The following is an 18,943-nucleotide window of genomic DNA, read 5'->3' as shown; positions in this document are numbered from 1 at the left end:
GGCCGCAGTACGGCCTGGGCAGGACCTAGCGTTCCAGCCGCTTGCGCAGCACGCTGCGCACGTTGCCCGCCATGGCCTCATCCAGTGGCCCGAGCACCCCGCGTGCGGCATCGGGGATATGCGCGTTGGACTCGGCGCCGGCGGTGAAGACGTAGTGGTCGAACAGCGCCTGCCAATGCCTGCGCTGTGCCGGTGGCAGGCCGCGCAGCGCGAGCAGCGACAGCATCAATGCGTTCATCGGCGCGTCCGTCCACGCCGGCACCGGCCGCCACCAGTAGTTCACCAGCACGTTGAAGTCGTCGAGCCCCTCCATGTGGTGCCACCACAAGGAAGGGATGAACACCGCGTCGCCTGGGCCCAGCTCGGCCACCTGGGCACTGGCCATCGCCCGGGAGAAACGCGGAAAGCGCTCCAGGTCGGGCGCGGCGAAGTCGACCAGGCTCACGGCCTGACCCGCCGGGGTGAAGTCCAATGGCCCGACGTACAGGTTGCCGATCTGGTCCGGCGGAAACAGGGTGACCCGACGGCGCCCGGCCGCCACGCAGGCCAGGTTGTCCGGCACGTCGTGGTGGGCGGCGATCCGCGACCGGTTGCCGATCCAGATGCTGGCCAGCGGCGCGTCCACGCCCAGCGCCAGCGGGTTGTCCTGGCGGAAACCGGGCAGGAAGCTGTCCAGCGTGGTGGACGCAACGTAGATGGTGGGCGGGGCGGCAGTGACGCGGTACTTGAGCAGGGTGTCGAGCACCACTTTGAGTGGAATCTGCTCACGGCGGAAGTTGAAGCCGCTCATGTCCGCGTTGTAGAAGATCCGCCCCTGTGCCTCGGGCGGCGCGGTGGTGGCGGTCACGGGCAGGGTGCCGTGATCGTACTGTTTGAGATGGGCGACAGCGGCGTCGGCCGAATCGCGCGCGGCGATGACCATCGGCCAGTCCGCCACCAGCCCGCGCAGCACCTTCGGCGTCGTCCAGGTGGGCAGCAGCTCGGGCAGCCGGCTGCGGTCGAGGTCGCGGACTTCGTCGATCGGGCCGGGAGTGGCAGGCATGAGGGGGCGCACGCAGGGCGATGGCGGTCTGGCGAGTGTAGACCCGCCAGACCGCCGTGACTCAGAACTTGTAGCGGACGCCGAACATGTAGCGCGGGCCGGTCTGCGTGGCATAGCGCAGCATGTTGGTATGGCGCGCGTAGGTGCGCATGGTCTCGTCGGTAAGGTTGATCGCCTCCAGGCTCAACGACAGCTGGTCGCTGACCGCATAGCTGATGTTGAGGTCGAGCTGGCCGTAATCATCGGTGTAGTTCGGGTTGGGGCCCTGGCCGCCGATGCCGTTGAGGAACTTCTCGCGCCAGTTGTAGGCCGCGCGGATCTGCCAGCTGTTCTTGTCATAGAACACCACCAGGTTGGCCGAATCGCTCAGGCCTACCATCGGGTACTGGTCGCCCAGGCTCAGGTCATCGAAGGTCAGCCCCGACTTGACCTTGGTGTAGTTGGCCGCCACGCCGAAGCCCGATTGGCCGAACAGGTGCTGCACGGCGACTTCCCAGCCATCGAGATGATCCGAACGCTGGTTGGCCGGCAGGGTGATGTCGAACCCGGCCACCGGGTCGCCGGGCTGGCCGACGATGGTGCCGGTGAGCTGGCCGGCCGAGTTGGTGCCGGTGGCGGTCACGCCGGGCTGGCCGTTGAAGTTGGTGAAGATGTAGTCGCGGATGCAGGGCATGTCGGTGACCCCGCACGCGCCGGCCGACAGCGCCGCGTTCCAGTACGCACCGCCCACCGGGGTGTGCAGGTTGCCGGTGTTCTCGCGCACGATGGTGTCGCTGATGAAGTTCTTGATGTTCTTGCGGAAGAAGCCGACCGAGGCATAGCTGGATTCGCCGTAGTACCACTCCAGCGACAGGTCGAAGTTGTCCGACAGCAGCGGTTCCAGCGACGGATTGCCGCGCGACCCTGTACCCCCCTGCGTACGCACGATGCCGGCAAGGCTCTGCCCGCTCTGGATCTGGGTCCAGCCGGGGCGGCCAAGGCTGCGGCTGTAACTGCCGCGCAGGGCGAGGGTGTCGCTGATGTCCAGCTTCAGGTCCAGGTTGGGCAGCACATAGTCGTACTTGCCGCTGTCGCTGATGTAGCCCCGCTCGCTGGCGTAATCGATGTTGAGCTCGTTGGCCGAGCTCCAGCTGATGCCGCTGGGCACGCGCACCATCGCGGTGGAATCCACCTCGGTCTGCTCGTAGCGCACGCCCACCGCCACGTTCAGCGGCATCGACCAGTCGAAGGTGGTGCGGTACTGCAGGAAGGCGCTTTTGGATGTTTCGTTGGTGCGGATGTCTTCGGAGTACTCGGTGGGCGCGTAATAGCAGGTCGGGCAGGCCGGGCTGCCGGCGCTGCCGACCTGGGCGGCGCGTTCGATCAGGCGGTCGAAGTCGAACACCAGGAACTGACCGGTCAGGCGCGGATCGTTGTGTCCGGAGAACGCATCGAAGTACCTGGCCATGTCATCGGCGTACCAGATGCTGTCATCGTAATCGGCAGGCGTGCCCACGCCGCCCCAGCTGTCGCGCTGCATGATCGCCGAGGCCGAGCGGTTCTTCACATCGGTATAGCCCACGCCGAAGTCCAGCGCGGAATAGTCGGCGAAGGTGAACGTACCGCGCCCCTGGTACTGATCCACGTCCGACTTGTTGTAGCTGTTCTGGAACACCGACCCGGTGACCAGCGCATCGGCCGCCTGCACGCCACTCGGCGGCAGCGCGATGTTGATGATCGGCAGGTCGCCGCTGTAGTCCACGGTGGTCTTTCCGCGCACGAAGGCGGCCACGCCCAGCACGCCGGCGGAACCGTACTTGCTGTCCGGCTTGGATTCGGCGCTGGAGTTATGTGCGTCGAAGGACAGGGTCAGCGCGTCGTTGACCTCCCATTCCACGTTGAAGCCCAGCGAATCCATCTCGTTCTTGGTCGCCAGCTGTGCGCCGCCCATCGACACGTCCGAGTTGGTCATGTCCTCGCTGTAGATGATCGGTGCGGCGACCGGGCCATTGGTCCAGATGCTGTCGCCAGGGCCATAGTTGAACCACACCGACAATTCGCTGCGCTGCTGCTGCACCTTGTTCTCGACATAGGTGTAGTCCAGCGTGGTGGTCACATTATCGACCGGCTTCCACTGCAGGGTGGCCTGGCCGTTGGTGCGCTGGCGCTGCACGCCGTTGACGTTGTAGGCGGTGTTCTGCGGGCGGCCGTACACGTCGTTGGGACCGGGACGGTTCTGGATGCGGTCCGCATAGCCCTGGCCAGGCTGCGGCAGCACGCGCCAATCGGTGGTGTTGTCGCCCTCGAACGTGGCCCAGCCCTCGGCCACCGTGGCCTGGTTGAAGCCGGAATCGCGCTCCTGATAGCTGCCGCTGAGCATCACGCCAACACGTCCGTCTGCGTAGGTATCGCTGAAGATGCCCGACAGCTCGCCAGTGAAGTCCGAGCCCTTGAGCGTACGCGGCAGGTTGTCGTTGGAGGTGTCGTTGACCGCCTTGAGGCCAACGCTGACCACCGGCGCCGATTCCAGCGGGCGCAGGGTCTTGACGTTGATGGTGGCGCCGATGCCCCCGGTCGGGTTGTCGGCGCGCGTGGTCTTGAAGACTTCCACCGCCGAGATCGATTCGGAGGCGATGTTGGCGAAGTCGAACGAGCGTGAGCTCGACAGGCCGGCGCCGCCGTTGCCCAGGTTGGAGGCGGGCATCTGGCGGCCATTGAGCAGCACCAGGTTGAAGTCCGGGCCGATGCCGCGCACGGTCACCTTGGAGCCTTCGCCGCTGGAGGTGCGGTCGATCGACACGCCGCTGATGCGCTGCAGCGACTCGGCGAGGTTGGTATCGGGGAACTTGCCGATGTCCTCGGCCACGATGCCATCCACCACGCCCTGGCTGTCGCGCTTGAGGTTCATCGACGAGGTGAGGCTGCCGCGGATACCGGTGACCTGCACCGCATCAAGCGTGGTCGGGTCCAGTCCTTCCACCGACGATGCGGCACCGTCACGGGTCTGGTCCTGGGCCCATGCCGGGCCTGCCAATACGGCGAGCAGCGCGGACGTGAGCATTGCCTTGCGGGGTACGGCCTTGTACGTCTTCATGGAAGCTCCCTCCCCAGGGAATTCGAAAATGGCAGTCCTACGGCGTCTGGCACGATGCAACAGCGAATGTGGGCGGATTGAGCGTGCGGTTGACAGCGTTGTCAACAAACCGATCCTTGGTAGCGGTAACACTGCGAGGCACGCGCGTGCCGAGGTATGCCGAAACGGACGTGACGTATGCGCATCAAACCCAGCAGTGTGGGCCTTTCAGGGCATTTTTGAGGGCACGTGAAGCGCCCGATTCAAAACGGGTGGAGCGTTGTGCAGTGCAGAACGAAACTGCGCAGAACGCATTTTCCGTCACGCAATCAGGATGTCGCGCGCGCTGACCGGTTGTCTGACAGCGCTGGACAGAATGGGTCATGCGCATCGCTGCAGTGCGCGCGCGATGTCTGCACACGGCGTTGGGCGGACAGCAGTGGGACAGCGCCGTAGGGGCGCGCTGGCGGCACCCGGCGGCACCCGGCGCCGACCGGAGCAGGCGGGCGCAAAGACGCGTGTGCGCCTCAGCGCCGTCGCGGGGCCTGGGTCGACTCGCGTACCAGCAAGGCGTGATCCACGGTCACCATGCGGCCGGCGCCAGGCGTGCGGATGCGTTCAAGCAGCTGTTCGGTGGCCAGCGTGCCCATGGTCGACGTCGGCTGGCGCACGGTGGTCAGCGCCGGGTAGATGTGCCCGGCAATGGGGGTGTCATCGAACCCGCACACCGACAGGTCGCGCGGCACGCGCAGCCCGCGCTGGCCCGCAACGCGGAAGACCGCAGCGGCCATATCGTCGTTGGCGGCGAAGATCGCCGTCGGGGGTTCGGGCAGATCCAGCAGCGCGTTGGCCGCGTCAATGCCCGACTCGAACGAGAACTGGCCGCTGACCACCAGCGCCGGATCGAAGTCGATGCCCGCCTCGCGCAGCGCCTGGCGATAGCCGGCCAGGCGCCACTGGCACGCGCCGTGCGTGCGCGGTCCCTTGATATGGGCAATGCGGCGATGCCCCTGCGCGACCAGGTGGCCAATCAGTTCCACCACCGCGGTGGTTTCATCCATGCGGACGCCGATGCGACCCTCCGGATGCCGCGGGGCGATGCTGGCAAACGGAATCTCGTGTTCATCCAGATAGGCCAGCACCACCTCATCGTCGGTCAGCGGCGGAATGAGCACCACGCCGTCCGGGCGTGAGTTCTCGAACAGCGCCGCCAGGTCGGGCAGGGTGCGCCGGCCAATCCCCACCGGACCCAAGGTCAGGTTGTAGTGGTGGGCGTGGCAGGCCTCCAGCATGCCGTTCTGGATTTCCATCAGGTAGTTGCGCGACGGATTGTTGTAGACCAGTGCCAGCGCATACGAACGTTGCCCGGCCAGGCTGCGTGCGGACAGGTTCGGTTTGTAGCCGAGCCGGGTCACCGCCGCCATGACGCGGTCGCGGGTTTCCACGCGCACGTTGGGCTCATGGTTGAGCACACGGGACACGGTCTTGATCGAAACCCCCGCCACCGCGGCGACATCCTCGATACGACTACGCATGGGGCGATGGATCCTTCTGGAGGGCAGGTCGGCCGCTGCCGATGGTAATGCGCCAGCGTCGCGTCGGGGTTGCCGATGCAGGGCGATGGTGCCACGGCGTGGCGCGTGCGTGCAGGGGCGTGCATTCCATGCGGCGCTGCAGCAGCAATTGACTTCGCGGTGCTGCCGGTTGCGCTGTCAGCCCAGCAAGCACGGGAGCAGGGTGAGAGGGAGCGACGTAACGGTTGACATCACGGGAGGTGACTTATATGACAGCGCTGTCAAGATCGCGGCGGCACGCGCTGCGTCCGGTTCCCCATCCGTGTGTTCGATTGGAGATAGATGTCCGTGAGCAGCGCCCGAAAGACTCTACTTGCCGTCTGTGTCCTGAGCGCACTGACCGCGCACGCCCATGCCGCGCCTGCACCCGGCGAGCGCCTGCAGGACTGGCCGCGGATCACCAGCGCCATCGGCACCGATCCGGCCATTGAAGCCCGGGTGCGCAGCATCCTCGCGCAGATGACCCTGGCGCAGAAAGTGGGGCAGATGACCCAGGCCGAGATCAAGCAGATCACGCCGGAGCAGGTGCGCACCTACTACATCGGTTCGGTACTCAACGGCGGCGGCTCCTGGCCCGGCATGGACAAGCACGCCAGCGTGGCGGACTGGGTCACGCTGGCCGACGCCTATCACGCGGCCTCGCTCGCCACGGATGCGCGCACTCCGGTGCCGGTGATCTGGGGCACCGATGCGGTGCACGGCCACAGCAACGTGTACGGCGCCACGCTGTTCCCGCACAACATCGGGCTGGGTGCCGCACGCGATCCGGCGCTGATAGAGCGCATCGGCGCGGCCACCGCCCGCGCCACCCGCGCCACCGGCATCGGCTGGGTATTCGCGCCCACGCTCGCGGTCGCGCACGACCCGCGCTGGGGTCGCACCTACGAGAGCTTCTCGTCCGACCCATCGGTGGTGCACGATTACGCGCGCGCCTACATCAAGGGTGCGCAGGGTCGCTTCAGCACCGATGGCAACGTGGTCGCCACCGCCAAGCACTACATCGGCGACGGTGCCACCGACAACGGGCGCGACCAGGGCGAGGCGCTGGTCGACAAGGCCACCATGGTGAACGTGCACGGCCAGGGCTACTACGGCGCGCTGGGTGAAGGCGTGCAGACCGTGATGGCCTCGTTCAACAGCTGGAACGACCGCGCCGGTGGCGTGGACTACGGCAAGATGCACGGCAGCCAGCCGCTGCTGACCGGGGCGCTGAAGGAGAAGATGGGCTTCGACGGCTTCGTCGTCTCCGACTGGAACGGTATCGCGCAGGTGCCCGGCTGCCGCAACGACAGCTGCGCGCAGGCCATCAATGCGGGCATCGACATGGTAATGGTGCCTGACGACTGGAAGGCGTTCATCGCCAACACCATGGCCCAGGTCGAGAGCGGCGAGATTCCGATGGCCCGCATCGACGACGCGGTGACCCGCATCCTGCGGGTCAAGCTGCGCGCCGGCCTGTTCGATCACAGGCCCTCCGACAGCCGTTTCGCGGGGGACAACAGCGCGGTGCAGCACCGCGAGCTGGCGCGCGAGGCGGTACGGGAATCGCTGGTGCTGCTGAAGAACCAGAACAGCGTGCTGCCGCTCAAGCGCGATGCGCGCGTGCTGGTGGTGGGCAAGAGTGCCGACAGCCTGTCCGACCAGGCCGGCGGCTGGTCGCTGACCTGGCAGGGCACCGAAAACCGCAATGCCGACTTCCCGAATGCAGACTCCGTGCTGGGGGCACTGCGCGCCGAGCTGGGCACGCAGCAGGTCACCTTCAGCGCCGATGCAACGGGCGTGGATGCGGCGACCTTCGACGTGGTGGTGGCTGTGATCGGCGAAACGCCGTATGCCGAGACCAACGGTGACATCCTGGCCTCGGACACCATGAGCCACAGCCGCGCGCAGCCGCAGGACCTGGCGGTGCTCAAGGCGGCTGCCGCCACCGGCAAGCCGCTGGTCACGGTGTACTTCTCCGGCCGCCCGATGTACACCAACGACCTGCTCAACCTGTCCCAGGGCTTCGTTGCTGCGTGGCTGCCGGGCACCGAGGGCAAGGGCATCACCGATGTGCTGCTGGCCGGCAAGGACGGCGCGCCTGCGCATGACTTCCGCGGCCGGTTGAGCTTCCCGTGGCCGGGCGTACCGTGTCCGGCACCGATCGACCGCCCGGACCCGAGGCGGCCGCCGCTGTTCGCGTTCGGGTACGGCCTGAGCTATGCCAAGGCCACGCAGGTCGCGCGTCTACCGGAAGCCAACCCGGATCATTGCGGCGAGGTAACCACGCTGCCGATCTTCAACCGCATCGACAGCGCACCGTTCGCGTTGCACATCGCCGCCAACGGCGCTACCCAGCCGCTGGGCAGCGACCTCAACGCAACCCTGCGTTGGCCGAAGGAGGCGCCGGTTGCCGACGTGCGCACGGTGCAGATCAACACCCAGCAGGATGCCCGTGAGGTGACCTGGCTGGCCCCGGCGCAGCTCATCGCGCGCAGCAGCTCGCGGCGCAACCTCGGCGCACTGGCCAGAAGCCATGGCGCGCTGCAGTTCGACGTGATGGTGCAGCACCCGCCCGCCTCGCCGGTCAAGGTGACCATGCAGTGCGGCACCGGTTGCGAGGGCGGCGTGGACATCGCGTCGGCGTTGTCGTCGTTGTCACCGGGGCAGAAGCGCACCGTGACCATTCCGCTGGCCTGCTTCGCCAGCAAGGGCGTCGACCTGGGCGCGGTGGAAGCCCCGTTCGTGGTCAGCGCCGACACGCCGTTCGCGGCGGCGTTCACCCAAGTGCGGATCGCGGCGAAGGCGGACAAGGCGGAGGGCGTGGTGGACTGCAGGTGACATGAGGCCGGCCAACGGCCGGCGCTACCGGAGTGCGTCTGCAGAACACTTTGCTTCGCAGCAATGGGTGCACTGGCCCCGATAGCGATGTCCCAGAAGGATGACAGTCAGGGGAATCAGCTGGCCTCTCAGGGCTTCGCGGGATGCGATGCGCTCTGGTCAGCTGAAGTTCCTGACGCATCGCCAGAGTCCGGAGCGTGGATGAAATGGCCAGTTCGGCGGCCTCGTTGCTCGCGGATCAGCTGCGACTGGTCCCGCGATTGACGGAGCCTGCCAAGGCACTCTGCTGTTTCAGACTCTTGTGTGCTTTTTCGCGTTCCTTCATGTCAAGAAACGGCGCCGTGCCCATTCGCTGTTCAACGATTGCTGGATCGACGATTCCTGCGCGGATTCCCTGGCGAACCCATTGCTGGTCGCGGTGCTCATTGCGTGCAAGCTTTGCAATCGCGCAATCATTTGGGTCGAGGTAGAGGCCAACAACGCCGTGTGGGTGCTCTACGCGCCTTAGGCGATCCTCCCACCCATCAGGGAGGGCCGCCAGGTGCGGGCTTACGGCATCTGCGTAAAGCCCCATCTTCTCGGCAAACCTTGAATGGGGGCCTAGCTCGCGAGCGATCTCACTGGCGCGGCCAGGGTCCAGTCGTGGATAGAAGTCCACGTCCACCGACATCAGCATGGCATCCGGCGCCGGAATCGACGATGCCAGTACTGACAGGCTGCCGATGATCACGAATTCTTTGTGGTTGCTCAGCTTGCTGGCCTCGACCAACAATTCGCCGACACGCGCGAGGTCCGCTGGGACGTCAGGCCTCTTCGGGGGCGCCAACGCGAAGCTCCTCGCGATACTTCGGTTCCCGGTAGATGAATCCGAAGGGGGAGTTCTGGACCAGCGCATTGGCGTTGTGGCCACGCAGCATCTTGGGAATGCTGTTTGCAGGATCCTGCAGAATTCTACGCCAAGCGCGCACATAGTATGGGCTGGCTACTCCGCCATGTTCCCAGACCTTCACGTTTCGAAGCGCACGCTTTACAAGGCGGGCTGCCTTTTCATCATCCAGCGTTGCAAACTCGGCCGCAAGGGTGCGGTGAACTTTGCGCAGGGCCGCGTAGCGTGCCTTCGCCAGCTTCAGCGCCGCGAGTCGGGCAGCCACACGATCAACGGACGCTGAGGCGACCACTGGGGGGCATGGCTGGGGCAGGGGCTTCGGACTGGCCATGCATTCAAGAATAAGGGCTTGGACAACAGGGTCAAGGGCCTGGTCCATGCTGCGATGCCGCTAAACGTGCCGGCAGGGGTAGAGCGGCATGTGGGGCGGGCGCGAACCAGACCCATTCAGTGGATGCTGCAAATAGGAGCAGTTTCAAAGGAAGCCATCCGCGTCACGCGTAGTGTGCGGGGCACATGCATGCGGGGAGGTGGATGTGACGCTGTTACATGTCCTGGGTGGGGCGTCGCTTCTGATACTGGTGGCGGTGTCGACGGTGGTGCGGGCGGGATTGGGGGTGGGCCACGCGTATGACGTAGCAGTTCCTGATGCCGCTGAGCGCCGCGCTGAGGCAGGCGCGGTAGCCGTCGAAGAATTGTTGGGGATGGCGGTGCCTGCGCAGTCTGGTCCGTTGCGGGATCGGCTGCGTCCGTAGGGATGTTGCGTCGGGCCGAGCGCCAGGCAGTACCGACCAACGGTCGGTACCTGCCGGTGGCGCCGACGGCCGCCGCCACAACGAAAAAGGCCCCGCAGTGCGGGGCCTCTTTCTGTTTCGATGTCTGCGCGGATCAGCGCTTCATCGAACCGAAGAACTCGTCGTTGGACTTGGTGTTCTTCATCTTGTCGAGCAGGAACTCCATCGCGGCGATTTCGTCCATCGGATGCAGCAGCTTGCGCAGGATCCAGATCTTCTGCAGCAGCTCCGGTTCGATCAGCAGGTCTTCGCGGCGGGTGCCCGAACGGTTGATGTCGATGGCCGGGTAGACGCGCTTTTCGCCGATACGACGGTTCAGGTGCACTTCGCTGTTGCCGGTGCCCTTGAACTCTTCGTAGATCACCTCGTCCATCTTGCTGCCGGTTTCGACCAGCGCGGTGGCGATGATGGTCAGGCTGCCGCCTTCCTCAACGTTGCGCGCGGCGCCGAAGAAGCGCTTCGGACGGTGCAGGGCATTGGCGTCCACACCACCGGTGAGCACCTTGCCGGAGCTGGGCACCACGTTGTTGTAGGCGCGCGCCAGGCGGGTGATCGAGTCGAGCAGGATCACCACGTCCTTCTTGTGTTCGACCAGGCGCTTGGCCCGCTCGATCACCATTTCGGCCACCTGCACGTGACGGGCCGCCGGCTCGTCGAACGTGGAGCTGATGACTTCGCCGCGCACGGTGCGCTGCATTTCGGTCACTTCTTCCGGACGCTCATCGATCAGCAGCACGATCATGTGCACTTCCGGATGGTTCGTCGTGATGGCAGTAGCAACCTGCTGCATCATCATCGTCTTGCCGGCCTTCGGCGGGGAGACGATCAGCGCACGCTGACCCTTGCCCTGCGGTGCCATCAGATCGAGGATGCGGCCGGTGATGTCTTCCGACGAGCCGTTGCCGCGCTCCAGCGTGAAGCGCTTGCGCGGGAACAGGGCGGTGAGGTTTTCGAACAGCGCCTTGTTCTTCGACGCTTCCAGCGGCTCACCGTTGATGGTGTCCACGATCGACAGCGCGAAGTAGCGCTCGCCGTCCTTCGGGAAGCGGATGCGGCCCGACAGGTGGTCGCCGGTACGCAGGTTGAAGCGGCGGATCTGGCTGGGCGAGATGTAGGTGTCGTCCGGGCCGGCCAGGTAGCTGGCCTCGGCCGCGCGCAGGAAGCCGAAGCCGTCCGGCAGGATTTCCAGCACACCGTCGGCGGCAACGCCGTCGCCGTGGCGGGTCAGTACCTTGAGCAGGGCGAAGATCACGTCCTGCTTGCGGGCACGTGCCACGCCTTCGGAGATCTGCAGCTGCTCGGCGATGTCCAGCAGCTTCTGTGCCGGCATGCGCTTGAGGTCGCTTAGCGAATAGACCGGGAAGCCTTCCGGCACGTTGGCCTGCTGGCTGCGCACGAAGGGCTGCTGCTCGCCGGTGTCCTGCGGCATGCCGTCGTCGCGGAAGCCACCACCGCCGCCGCCACGATTGCGGTCGCGGTCGCGGCGGTTACGGAAACGGTCGCGGCGGTTGCCCTGGCCCTGGCCGTCGTTCTGGCCCTTGCCCTGGTTCTGGCCCTGCTGGTACGGATTCTGGCCGCCCTGCGGGTTGTTGTTGTTGCGCTGGCCGCCGTCGCCGGCGTCCTGGCCGCCGCCCTGGGGGGGCGGGGCATCGCCGCTGGCCGCGGCCGGTGCCTGGGGCGCCTGCTGCGGGGCTGCGGGTGCAGCCGGCGCCGGCGCGTCAGGCGCGGCAGCCAGGGGCAGGGCGTTCTGGGAAGGAGAAGAACCGGTGTCGGCGCTGCTGGCAGCGGCCTTGGCGACGCGCGGCTTGCGCACGCGCTTCTCGGCGGGCGCGTCGGCGCTCCCGGGTTCGGAAGTAGTGATATCGGACAAGTGCTGAATTCCTCGCTGGAAGGTGCGAGCGCCCGGCAGGGGCGGCGAACGTTGGGAAGGGATTCTGGAAAGAGACGACGTCCAGAAGATGCGGCGCGCGAATGCGGCCGGATATGCCGACACTAACACCGGCTCGCGGCAGTGCGCAAGCCGGGTGGGGCAGGGTCATTCATGCGGGCGTGGGGGCCCTTGGGGCAGCCAACCTGGGCCGGCTGCCTGCTGCGATCAGGCCAGAGCCTTGTCGAGCATGCCGGCCAGCTGGGCCTTGCCCACTGCGCCGACCTGCTGGGCCTGGACTTCGCCGTCCTTGAACACCAGCAGCATCGGAATCGAGCGCACGTGGTACTTCACGGCCAATTCGCGCTGCTCGTCGACGTTGACCTTGGCGATCTTGGCGCGCCCGTCATAGGCGTCGGCCAGCTCGTCCAGTGCCGGGGCGATCATCTTGCAGGGGCCACACCACTCGGCCCAGAAATCGACCAGCACGGGTTCCTTGGAATCCAGCACAGTGCTTTGGAAGTCAGCCGTGCTGACATGTACAACCTTGTCGCTCATCTTGGTCTCTCGTTTTGGAGTGCACCCGGCCGGGCCGGAGGAGGTTGAACCTGGACGGTGCCCGCAGGCCCCGTCCCCGTCTGCTGCCTCGTGGCCGCGGAGGCGGCCAGCGGTGCGTCCGATGGATGCCTGGACGCTCACGGCCGGCAGTGTACCCCTATCGTCGCGGGGTGGCAGACACCGGTTGGAAAGATTCGTCCTGTGACTGCCATCGCGCTTTGCCGGGGCTGGCGAGACTGATATGCGGGTGGGGTGGTGGCGGTTCCAGCCACTAAAGGCGGGGCGTTCAACTGAGGGTCGGGGCGGTGAAGGGTCAGTTGACGGGCTGCGATGGCCAGCCACGCCGGGCGTGGCTCTACCCGATCGATGCGCCTTCACACGTTGTCGCTTGGGGTCGTGAGACCGGCCATCCCGGTTTGCCGGCCGCTTTGCGCTAAACTGGGTCATTGTGCGGCGCCCGAGGACCGGTTGGTCCGGCCTCCGCCTTCCCTGGCGCAGGGCCCTCAATGGCGACGGTGCCCCCAAGATTGCAAGCCATCCGTGCACGCTGCCGGGCTGGCCTTACCAAGACGGACTCATGAGCGACAAACCGCTGACCGATTTGACCTTCTCCTCCTTTGATCTGCATCCGGCCCTGCAGGCCGGTCTGGAAGGAGCTGGATTCACCCGCTGCACCCCGATCCAGGCGCTGACCCTGCCGGTGGCACTGCCTGGCGGCGACGTCGCCGGTCAGGCCCAGACCGGTACCGGCAAGACGCTGGCCTTCCTGGTCGCGGTGGTCAACCGCCTGCTGACCCGCCCGGCCCTGGCCGACCGCAAGCCGGAAGACCCGCGCGCGCTGATCCTGGCGCCGACCCGCGAACTGGCCATCCAGATCCACAAGGATGCGGTGAAGTTCGGTTCGGACCTGGGCCTGCGCTTCGCGCTGGTCTACGGCGGTGTGGACTACGACAAGCAGCGCGAAATCCTGCAGCAGGGCGTGGACGTGATCATCGCCACCCCCGGCCGCCTGATCGACTACGTCAAGCAGCACAAGGTGGTTTCGCTGCATGCCTGCGAGATCTGCGTGCTTGACGAAGCCGACCGCATGTTCGACCTGGGCTTCATCAAGGACATCCGCTTCCTGCTGCGCCGCATGCCCGAGCGCGCCACGCGCCAGACCCTGCTGTTCAGCGCCACGCTCAGCCACCGCGTGCTGGAACTGGCCTATGAGCACATGAACGAGCCGCAGAAGCTGGTGGTGGAGAGCGAGTCGATCACCGCCGCCCGCGTGCGCCAGCGCATCTACTTCCCGGCCGACGAAGAAAAAATCCCGCTGCTGCTGGGCCTGCTGTCGCGCAGCGAAGGCGCGCGCACCATGGTCTTCGTCAACACCAAGGTGTTCGTCGAACGCGTTGCGCGCTCGCTGGAAAAGGCCGGCTACCGTGTCGGCGTGCTGTCCGGCGACGTGCCGCAGAAGAAGCGAGAGAGCCTGCTCAACCGCTTCCAGAAGGGTCAGCTGGAAATCCTGGTCGCCACCGACGTGGCCGCGCGCGGCCTGCACATCGACGGCATCAAGTACGTCTACAACTACGACCTGCCGTTCGACGCCGAAGACTACGTGCACCGCATCGGCCGTACCGCCCGCCTGGGCGAGGAAGGCGATGCCATCAGCTTCGCGTGCGAGCGCTACGCGATGGGCCTGCCGGACATCGAGGCGTACATCGAGCAGAAGATCCCGGTGGAACCCGTCACCAGCGAGATCCTGACCTCGCTGCCGCGCCCCGAGCGCGCCCCGCCGGCCGACGGCGAGGTGGACCCGGACGCGAACGAAAGCGTTGGCCAGATCTTCCGCGAGGCACGCGAAGCGCGTGCGGCCGAGGAAGAGCGTCGTGGCGGCGGTCGTTCCAGTGGCAGTGGCAGCCGTTCCGCGGGTGGTCGCGGTGAACGCAGTGGTGAGCGCAGCGGCGAACGCCGTCCGCGTGGCCCGCGCAAGCCGCGCGTGGAAGGCGAGCAGTCCGCCGCCGCCGCCGCCGCCGCCGTGGAAGGTGCCGTCCCCGCGGCCGCCGTGCAGGCTGTCGAGGCGCCGCGTCCCGAAGGCGCGCCGGACGCAGCAGTGGACGGCGAGCGCGCACCGCGCAAGCGCCGTCGTCGTCGCCACGGTCGCCCGGTTGAAGGCGCCGAAGGCACGGCACAGCAGGTCACGCCCGTGCAGGTCACCGCCAAGCCGATGCGCAACACCGCACCGTCTGCCGACCCGGGCGCCGGCTTCCTGACCCGCATCGGCCGCAAGATCCGCCGGATGCTGTCGGGCAGCTGATCCGCGCCTGATCGGTAGCGCCCCACTGTTGGCGGGGCGGCAGGGCAAACCCGATCAACGGTAGCTCCCTACCGTTGGTCGGGCGAACAGGCATCCCCACCTCGCCATCCTCCTCCGGCATAATCGGAGGGATGAGCGTCCTGCGTTTTGACAATGTCAGCAAACACTATGCGGGCGGCCACCAGGCATTGGTGGACGTCAGCTTCGACGTCGCGCCCGGGGAGATGCTGTTCGTCACCGGGCATTCCGGCGCCGGCAAGAGCACCCTGCTCAAGTTGATCCACCTCGACGAGCGGCCCAGCCGCGGCGCGGTGGTGTTCGACGACCGCAACCTGCTCAAGGTACGTGGTGGCGATATCCCCCGGCATCGGCGCACGGTGGGCGCGGTCTACCAGGACCATCGCCTGCTGATGGACCGCAGCATTGCCGAGAACGTGGCGCTGCCCCTGATCCTGCGTGGCACCCGCCGTGCCGACATCGCCAAGCGCGTGCGCTCGGTGCTGGAACGCATGGGCCTGGGCCACCGCGAGAAGGCGCTGCCGTCGCAGCTCTCGGCGGGTGAACAGCAGCGCGTGGGCATCGCCCGTGCGATCGTCGGTGAACCCAAGCTGCTGGTGGCCGACGAACCCACCGGCAACCTCGACCCCACCCTGGCGGCGGAAATCATGGCGCTGTTCGCCGAACTGCCCGAGCGCGGCACCAGCGTGCTGGTGGTCAGCCATGACCTGGCGCTGCTGCGCCACATGCGCAAGCGCGTGCTGATCCTCGACCACGGCAAGCTGATCGACGACATCTCGCCGCAGGACCTGGCCGAATGAGTACCGCCACCAACAAGGATGCCGTGGCACCCTCGCGCTTCGGCGTGTGGCTGCACCACCATGGCCACAGCGTGGTGTTCAGCCTGGGCCGCGCCTGGCGCAAGCCGTGGGCCACCCTGCTCACCGTGATGGTGATGGCGCTCGCGCTGGCCCTGCCGCTGGGCCTGTCGATCGCGCTGGACAACCTCAAGCACTTCGCCGGCAGCGTGCAGCAGTCGCGCGACATCAACCTGTTCCTCAAGACCACGGTCGATGCCGCTGCGGCGAAACAGGTGGCCGACACGCTGCGCGGCCGTGCCGACGTGGCCGGCGTCACCCTGCGTTCGCCGGACGAAGGCCTGGCCGAGCTGCGCGACAGCGCCGGGCTGGGCGAAGCCATCGACGCGCTGCACGACAACCCGTTGCCGTCGCTGCTGATCGTGACCCCGGCCAACGGCACCGATGACGCCCGCCTGGCGCAGTCGCTGGAAGGCCTGCCGCAGGCCGACCTGGTGCAGCATGACGCCCTGTGGCGCAAGCGCCTGGATGCCTGGCTGGGCTTCGGCACGCGGCTGGTGCAGGTGCTGTCGGTCCTGCTCGGCCTTGGCGCAGCGCTGGTGGTGGGCAACACGGTGCGGCTGGACATCCAGGCGCGCCGCGAGGAAATCGGCGTGCTGCAGCTGCTGGGTGCCAGCGACGGCTTCATCCGTCGCCCGTTCCTGTACCTTGGCGCCTGGTATGGCCTGGGGGCCGGTGCGCTGGCACTGGCACTGATCGGCGTGGCAGGGCTGGCCCTGCGCCCGCCGCTGGCCGCGCTCTCGCAAAGCTACGCCAGCCCGTTCGTGCTGCATGGGCTGGACCTGCTGCATTCATCGCTCGTGCTGGTCGGCACTGTCGTGCTGGGCTGGCTGGGCGCGTGGCTGGTGACGGGACATTTCCTGCGCCAGACCCGTCCGACCGAAACCTGAGGCCCGCATGCGTCCGCAAGTACTGAAGCACCTGGTCGACGATGCACCGCGCGTCATGGTGGTCGATGGTTCCAAGCTGGTCCGCCGCCTGATCGCCGACGTGCTGAAGCGCGAACTGCCGGCGGTGGAAGTGGTGGGCTGCGCCAGCATCGAAGAGGCGCGCACCGCACTGGAAGCCGGCCCGGTCAACCTGGTCACCACCTCGCTCACGCTGAGTGATGGCGACGGGCTGGCGCTGGCACGGCTGGTGCGCGAGACCGCGGGCCAGGCCTACGTGCCGGTGATCGTGGTCTCCGGCGACGCGCAGCAGCACCTGGAGCAGCGCCGCTTCACCGACTACGTCACCGACTATTTCGACAAGGCCCTGGGCCACGAGGCGCTGGCCACCTTCATCCGTGGCTATGTGCAGCCGGAGACGATTCCCGGCGCCACCATTCTGTATGTCGAAGACAGCCGCGTGGTGGCCGAGGCGACCAAGCGCATGCTGGAACGGCAGAGCCTCAACGTGCTGCACGTGATGACCGCGGAAGAAGCCTTCGCGCTGCTCACCGCCGAATCGCTGGGCCGCAGCAGCCACCGCATCGACCTGGTGCTGACCGACGTCACGCTGAAGGGCGAACTCAGTGGCCGCGATGTGGTGGAGCGCGTGCGCGTGGACTTCGGCTACGGCAAGCGCCGCCTGCCGGTGCTGGTGATGACCGGCGACGGCAACCCGCTCAACCAGTCCAGCCTGCTGCAGGCCGGTGCCAATGACCTGGTGCAGAAGCCGATCGAAGAACGGCTGCTGGTCACCAAGGTCCTGTTCCAGCTGCGCCTGGCGCGACTCAACGACAAACCCGCGGTGCGATGAACGACGACGTACAGCCCAGCATCCAGCTCGAACCGAGCTGGAAGGCGCATATTGGTGACTATCTGCTGCGGCCGGACATGCGTGAGCTCGCCGGCTTCCTGCGCCAGCGCAAGGCCGCCGGTGCCCACGTGTTCCCGCCGGGCCCGCAGATGTTCGCCGCGTTCGACGCCACACCGTTCGAGCAGGTGAAGGTGGTGATCCTCGGGCAGGATCCCTATCACGGCCACGGACAGGCCCATGGCCTGAGCTTCTCGGTGATGCCCGGCGTGCCGGTGCCGCCGTCGCTGCTGAACATCTACAAGGAAATCGAATCCGACCTGGGCATTCCCCGGCCAGACCACGGCTGCCTGCTGCCGTGGGCGCAGCGCGGTGTGCTGCTGCTCAACGCGGTGCTCACCGTGGAGGAAGGCAAGCCGGGCTCGCACCAGAAGCGCGGCTGGGAGGGATTCACCGACCATGTCGTGGATACCCTCAACCGCGAGCGCGAGGGCCTGGTGTTCCTGCTCTGGGGCAGCTACGCGCAGCAGAAGGGCAAGGTGATCGACACCGGCCGCCACCGCGTGCTCAAGGCACCGCATCCGTCGCCGCTGTCGGCGCATCGCGGCTTCCTGGGCTGCCAGCATTTTTCCACGGCCAACCAGTATCTGGACCGGCGCGGCCTGGGTCGCATCGATTGGTCGCTGCCGCCGCGCGCCACGCTCTGAATCGATCCGGTCAGCCGTCGGCGGGCCGCACGTTTTGTGCATTCAGTGTTAATTGATCGATCCATTGAATCGATTTAATCAGTCAGCATTTCAATGATTGCGCGGGCCACCTGACGTTTCCGTGGCGGCATCCGACGCAGCAGGGCGAGAATCTCGGTTTCCTGGCTCGTGCGCTCCGCTTCGACGCGAGTTTCTTCCGACAGCGGAATGTCGTTTTCTGCCTCCGGTCGTCCCGGTCCGCGTCCCGTCGCCAGCCATTCAAAATAGACTTGCGTCACAATTGCGATGCAGGCAAGGTGTTGAACACTGGGAAACGTGCCTCCCTCGCGTTCCCACTGCGCCACTGCACTGCGGCGCACGCCGGCCTCCAGCGCCAGCTGCGATTGCGATAGGCCTGCGGTCAGGCGTGCTCGCCTGATTCTGTCGCACATAGCCTGCATTTCACTCCCCCTTTCCCTGTTTAGTAAGTATTGCTTCCCTGAAAGCGATTCTTTTCTTCTGTGTACAGAATTGCTTTCGCCCACTTCTGCAACAAGGCTTATAGCTGGATAAACACGCGCCAGCAAGCGGTACTGCCCCCCATTTTCACGCCGTCTTGTTTGACGAAAATTCCGCAGCCCCGCATTAATCGCCAAAACCGGGCCTGAACGTAAATCACGTCGGGAAACGGACAACGGCAAGCGAGATCAGGGCGGCGACGGAGTAAATCCATCGTTACGGTCGAGCTTTGCC

At 66.5% G+C, this 18,943-nt stretch carries 14 protein-coding genes; 6 read left to right on the top strand and 8 right to left on the bottom strand.

Going from position 1 to position 18,943, the window contains the following annotated elements; translation table 11 throughout:
• Positions 1-25: 25 nt before the first annotated feature.
• The 3 genes from AC3ITN_RS17840 to AC3ITN_RS17830 all read right to left on the bottom strand — a co-directional run bounded on the left by AC3ITN_RS17840 (position 26) and on the right by AC3ITN_RS17830 (position 5,629).
• Positions 26-1,042 carry a cupin-like domain-containing protein gene (locus tag AC3ITN_RS17840; RefSeq protein ID WP_313344209.1) on the bottom strand — a complete coding sequence of 339 codons (1,017 nt, stop codon included), beginning with the start codon at positions 1,040-1,042 and terminating at the stop codon, positions 26-28.
• A gap of 61 nt (positions 1,043-1,103) precedes the next feature.
• Positions 1,104-4,115 carry a TonB-dependent receptor gene (locus AC3ITN_RS17835; protein WP_489391381.1) on the bottom strand — a complete coding sequence of 1,004 codons (3,012 nt, stop codon included), beginning with the start codon at positions 4,113-4,115 and terminating at the stop codon, positions 1,104-1,106.
• Positions 4,116-4,621: 506 nt separating this feature from the next.
• Entirely contained in the window at positions 4,622-5,629 is a 1,008-nt protein-coding gene (locus AC3ITN_RS17830) for a LacI family DNA-binding transcriptional regulator (protein WP_489391380.1), read from the bottom strand.
• A 327-nt stretch (positions 5,630-5,956) separates the two neighbouring features.
• On the opposite strand from AC3ITN_RS17830, the gene AC3ITN_RS17825 reads away from it, so the two are divergent.
• Positions 5,957-8,488: a glycoside hydrolase family 3 protein gene (locus tag AC3ITN_RS17825; RefSeq protein ID WP_489391379.1), complete on the top strand. Its 2,532-nt coding sequence runs from the start codon at positions 5,957-5,959 to the stop codon at positions 8,486-8,488.
• A 238-nt stretch (positions 8,489-8,726) separates the two neighbouring features.
• On the opposite strand, the gene AC3ITN_RS17820 is transcribed toward AC3ITN_RS17825, so the two are convergent.
• From AC3ITN_RS17820 to trxA, 4 genes are all read right to left on the bottom strand, one after another.
• Complete coding sequence (locus AC3ITN_RS17820; protein ID WP_489391378.1) at positions 8,727-9,257, bottom strand: DUF6036 family nucleotidyltransferase; 531 nt, start codon at positions 9,255-9,257, stop codon at positions 8,727-8,729.
• Positions 9,258-9,291: 34 nt separating this feature from the next.
• Positions 9,292-9,753, bottom strand: coding sequence for a hypothetical protein (locus AC3ITN_RS17815; protein ID WP_313344224.1), 462 nt, complete (start codon positions 9,751-9,753; stop codon positions 9,292-9,294).
• 509 nt (positions 9,754-10,262) lie between these two features.
• Complete coding sequence (gene rho, locus AC3ITN_RS17810; RefSeq protein WP_489391377.1) at positions 10,263-12,038, bottom strand: transcription termination factor Rho; 1,776 nt, start codon at positions 12,036-12,038, stop codon at positions 10,263-10,265.
• Between the two features lie 225 nt (positions 12,039-12,263).
• Positions 12,264-12,593 (bottom strand): thioredoxin, encoded by a 330-nt coding sequence (trxA, locus tag AC3ITN_RS17805; protein ID WP_489391376.1) that lies wholly within the window; start codon positions 12,591-12,593, stop codon positions 12,264-12,266.
• Between the two features lie 577 nt (positions 12,594-13,170).
• On the opposite strand from trxA, the gene rhlB reads away from it, so the two are divergent.
• The 5 genes from rhlB (at position 13,171) to ung (ending at position 18,211) form a co-directional block, all read left to right on the top strand.
• Positions 13,171-14,892, top strand: a complete 1,722-nt coding sequence (gene rhlB / locus AC3ITN_RS17800) for an ATP-dependent RNA helicase RhlB (RefSeq protein ID WP_489391375.1) — start codon at positions 13,171-13,173, stop codon at positions 14,890-14,892.
• A gap of 131 nt (positions 14,893-15,023) precedes the next feature.
• Positions 15,024-15,710 (top strand): cell division ATP-binding protein FtsE, encoded by a 687-nt coding sequence (gene ftsE, locus AC3ITN_RS17795; RefSeq protein WP_313344236.1) that lies wholly within the window; start codon positions 15,024-15,026, stop codon positions 15,708-15,710.
• Positions 15,707-16,657, top strand: coding sequence for a permease-like cell division protein FtsX (ftsX, locus tag AC3ITN_RS17790; RefSeq protein WP_313344239.1), 951 nt, complete (start codon positions 15,707-15,709; stop codon positions 16,655-16,657). Before ftsE ends, ftsX begins: the two co-directional genes overlap by 4 nt.
• A gap of 7 nt (positions 16,658-16,664) precedes the next feature.
• Entirely contained in the window at positions 16,665-17,507 is an 843-nt protein-coding gene (locus tag AC3ITN_RS17785; protein ID WP_313344241.1) for a response regulator, read from the top strand.
• The gene (ung, locus tag AC3ITN_RS17780) at positions 17,504-18,211 is read left to right on the top strand and encodes a uracil-DNA glycosylase (RefSeq protein WP_489391374.1); all 708 of its coding nucleotides are present in this window, start codon (positions 17,504-17,506) and stop codon (positions 18,209-18,211) included. The genes AC3ITN_RS17785 and ung overlap by 4 nt, the downstream gene beginning before the upstream one ends.
• A gap of 74 nt (positions 18,212-18,285) precedes the next feature.
• Here the strand turns inward: ung and AC3ITN_RS17775 are convergent, their stop codons facing one another.
• Positions 18,286-18,891, bottom strand: coding sequence for a helix-turn-helix domain-containing protein (locus AC3ITN_RS17775; protein ID WP_489391373.1), 606 nt, complete (start codon positions 18,889-18,891; stop codon positions 18,286-18,288).
• Positions 18,892-18,943: the final 52 nt, after the last annotated feature.

The organism is Stenotrophomonas sp. KH_036_B (assembly GCF_057839485.1).
Note: the sequence above shows the minus strand (reverse complement) of the source record. Positions and strands in the feature narration are given on the sequence as shown.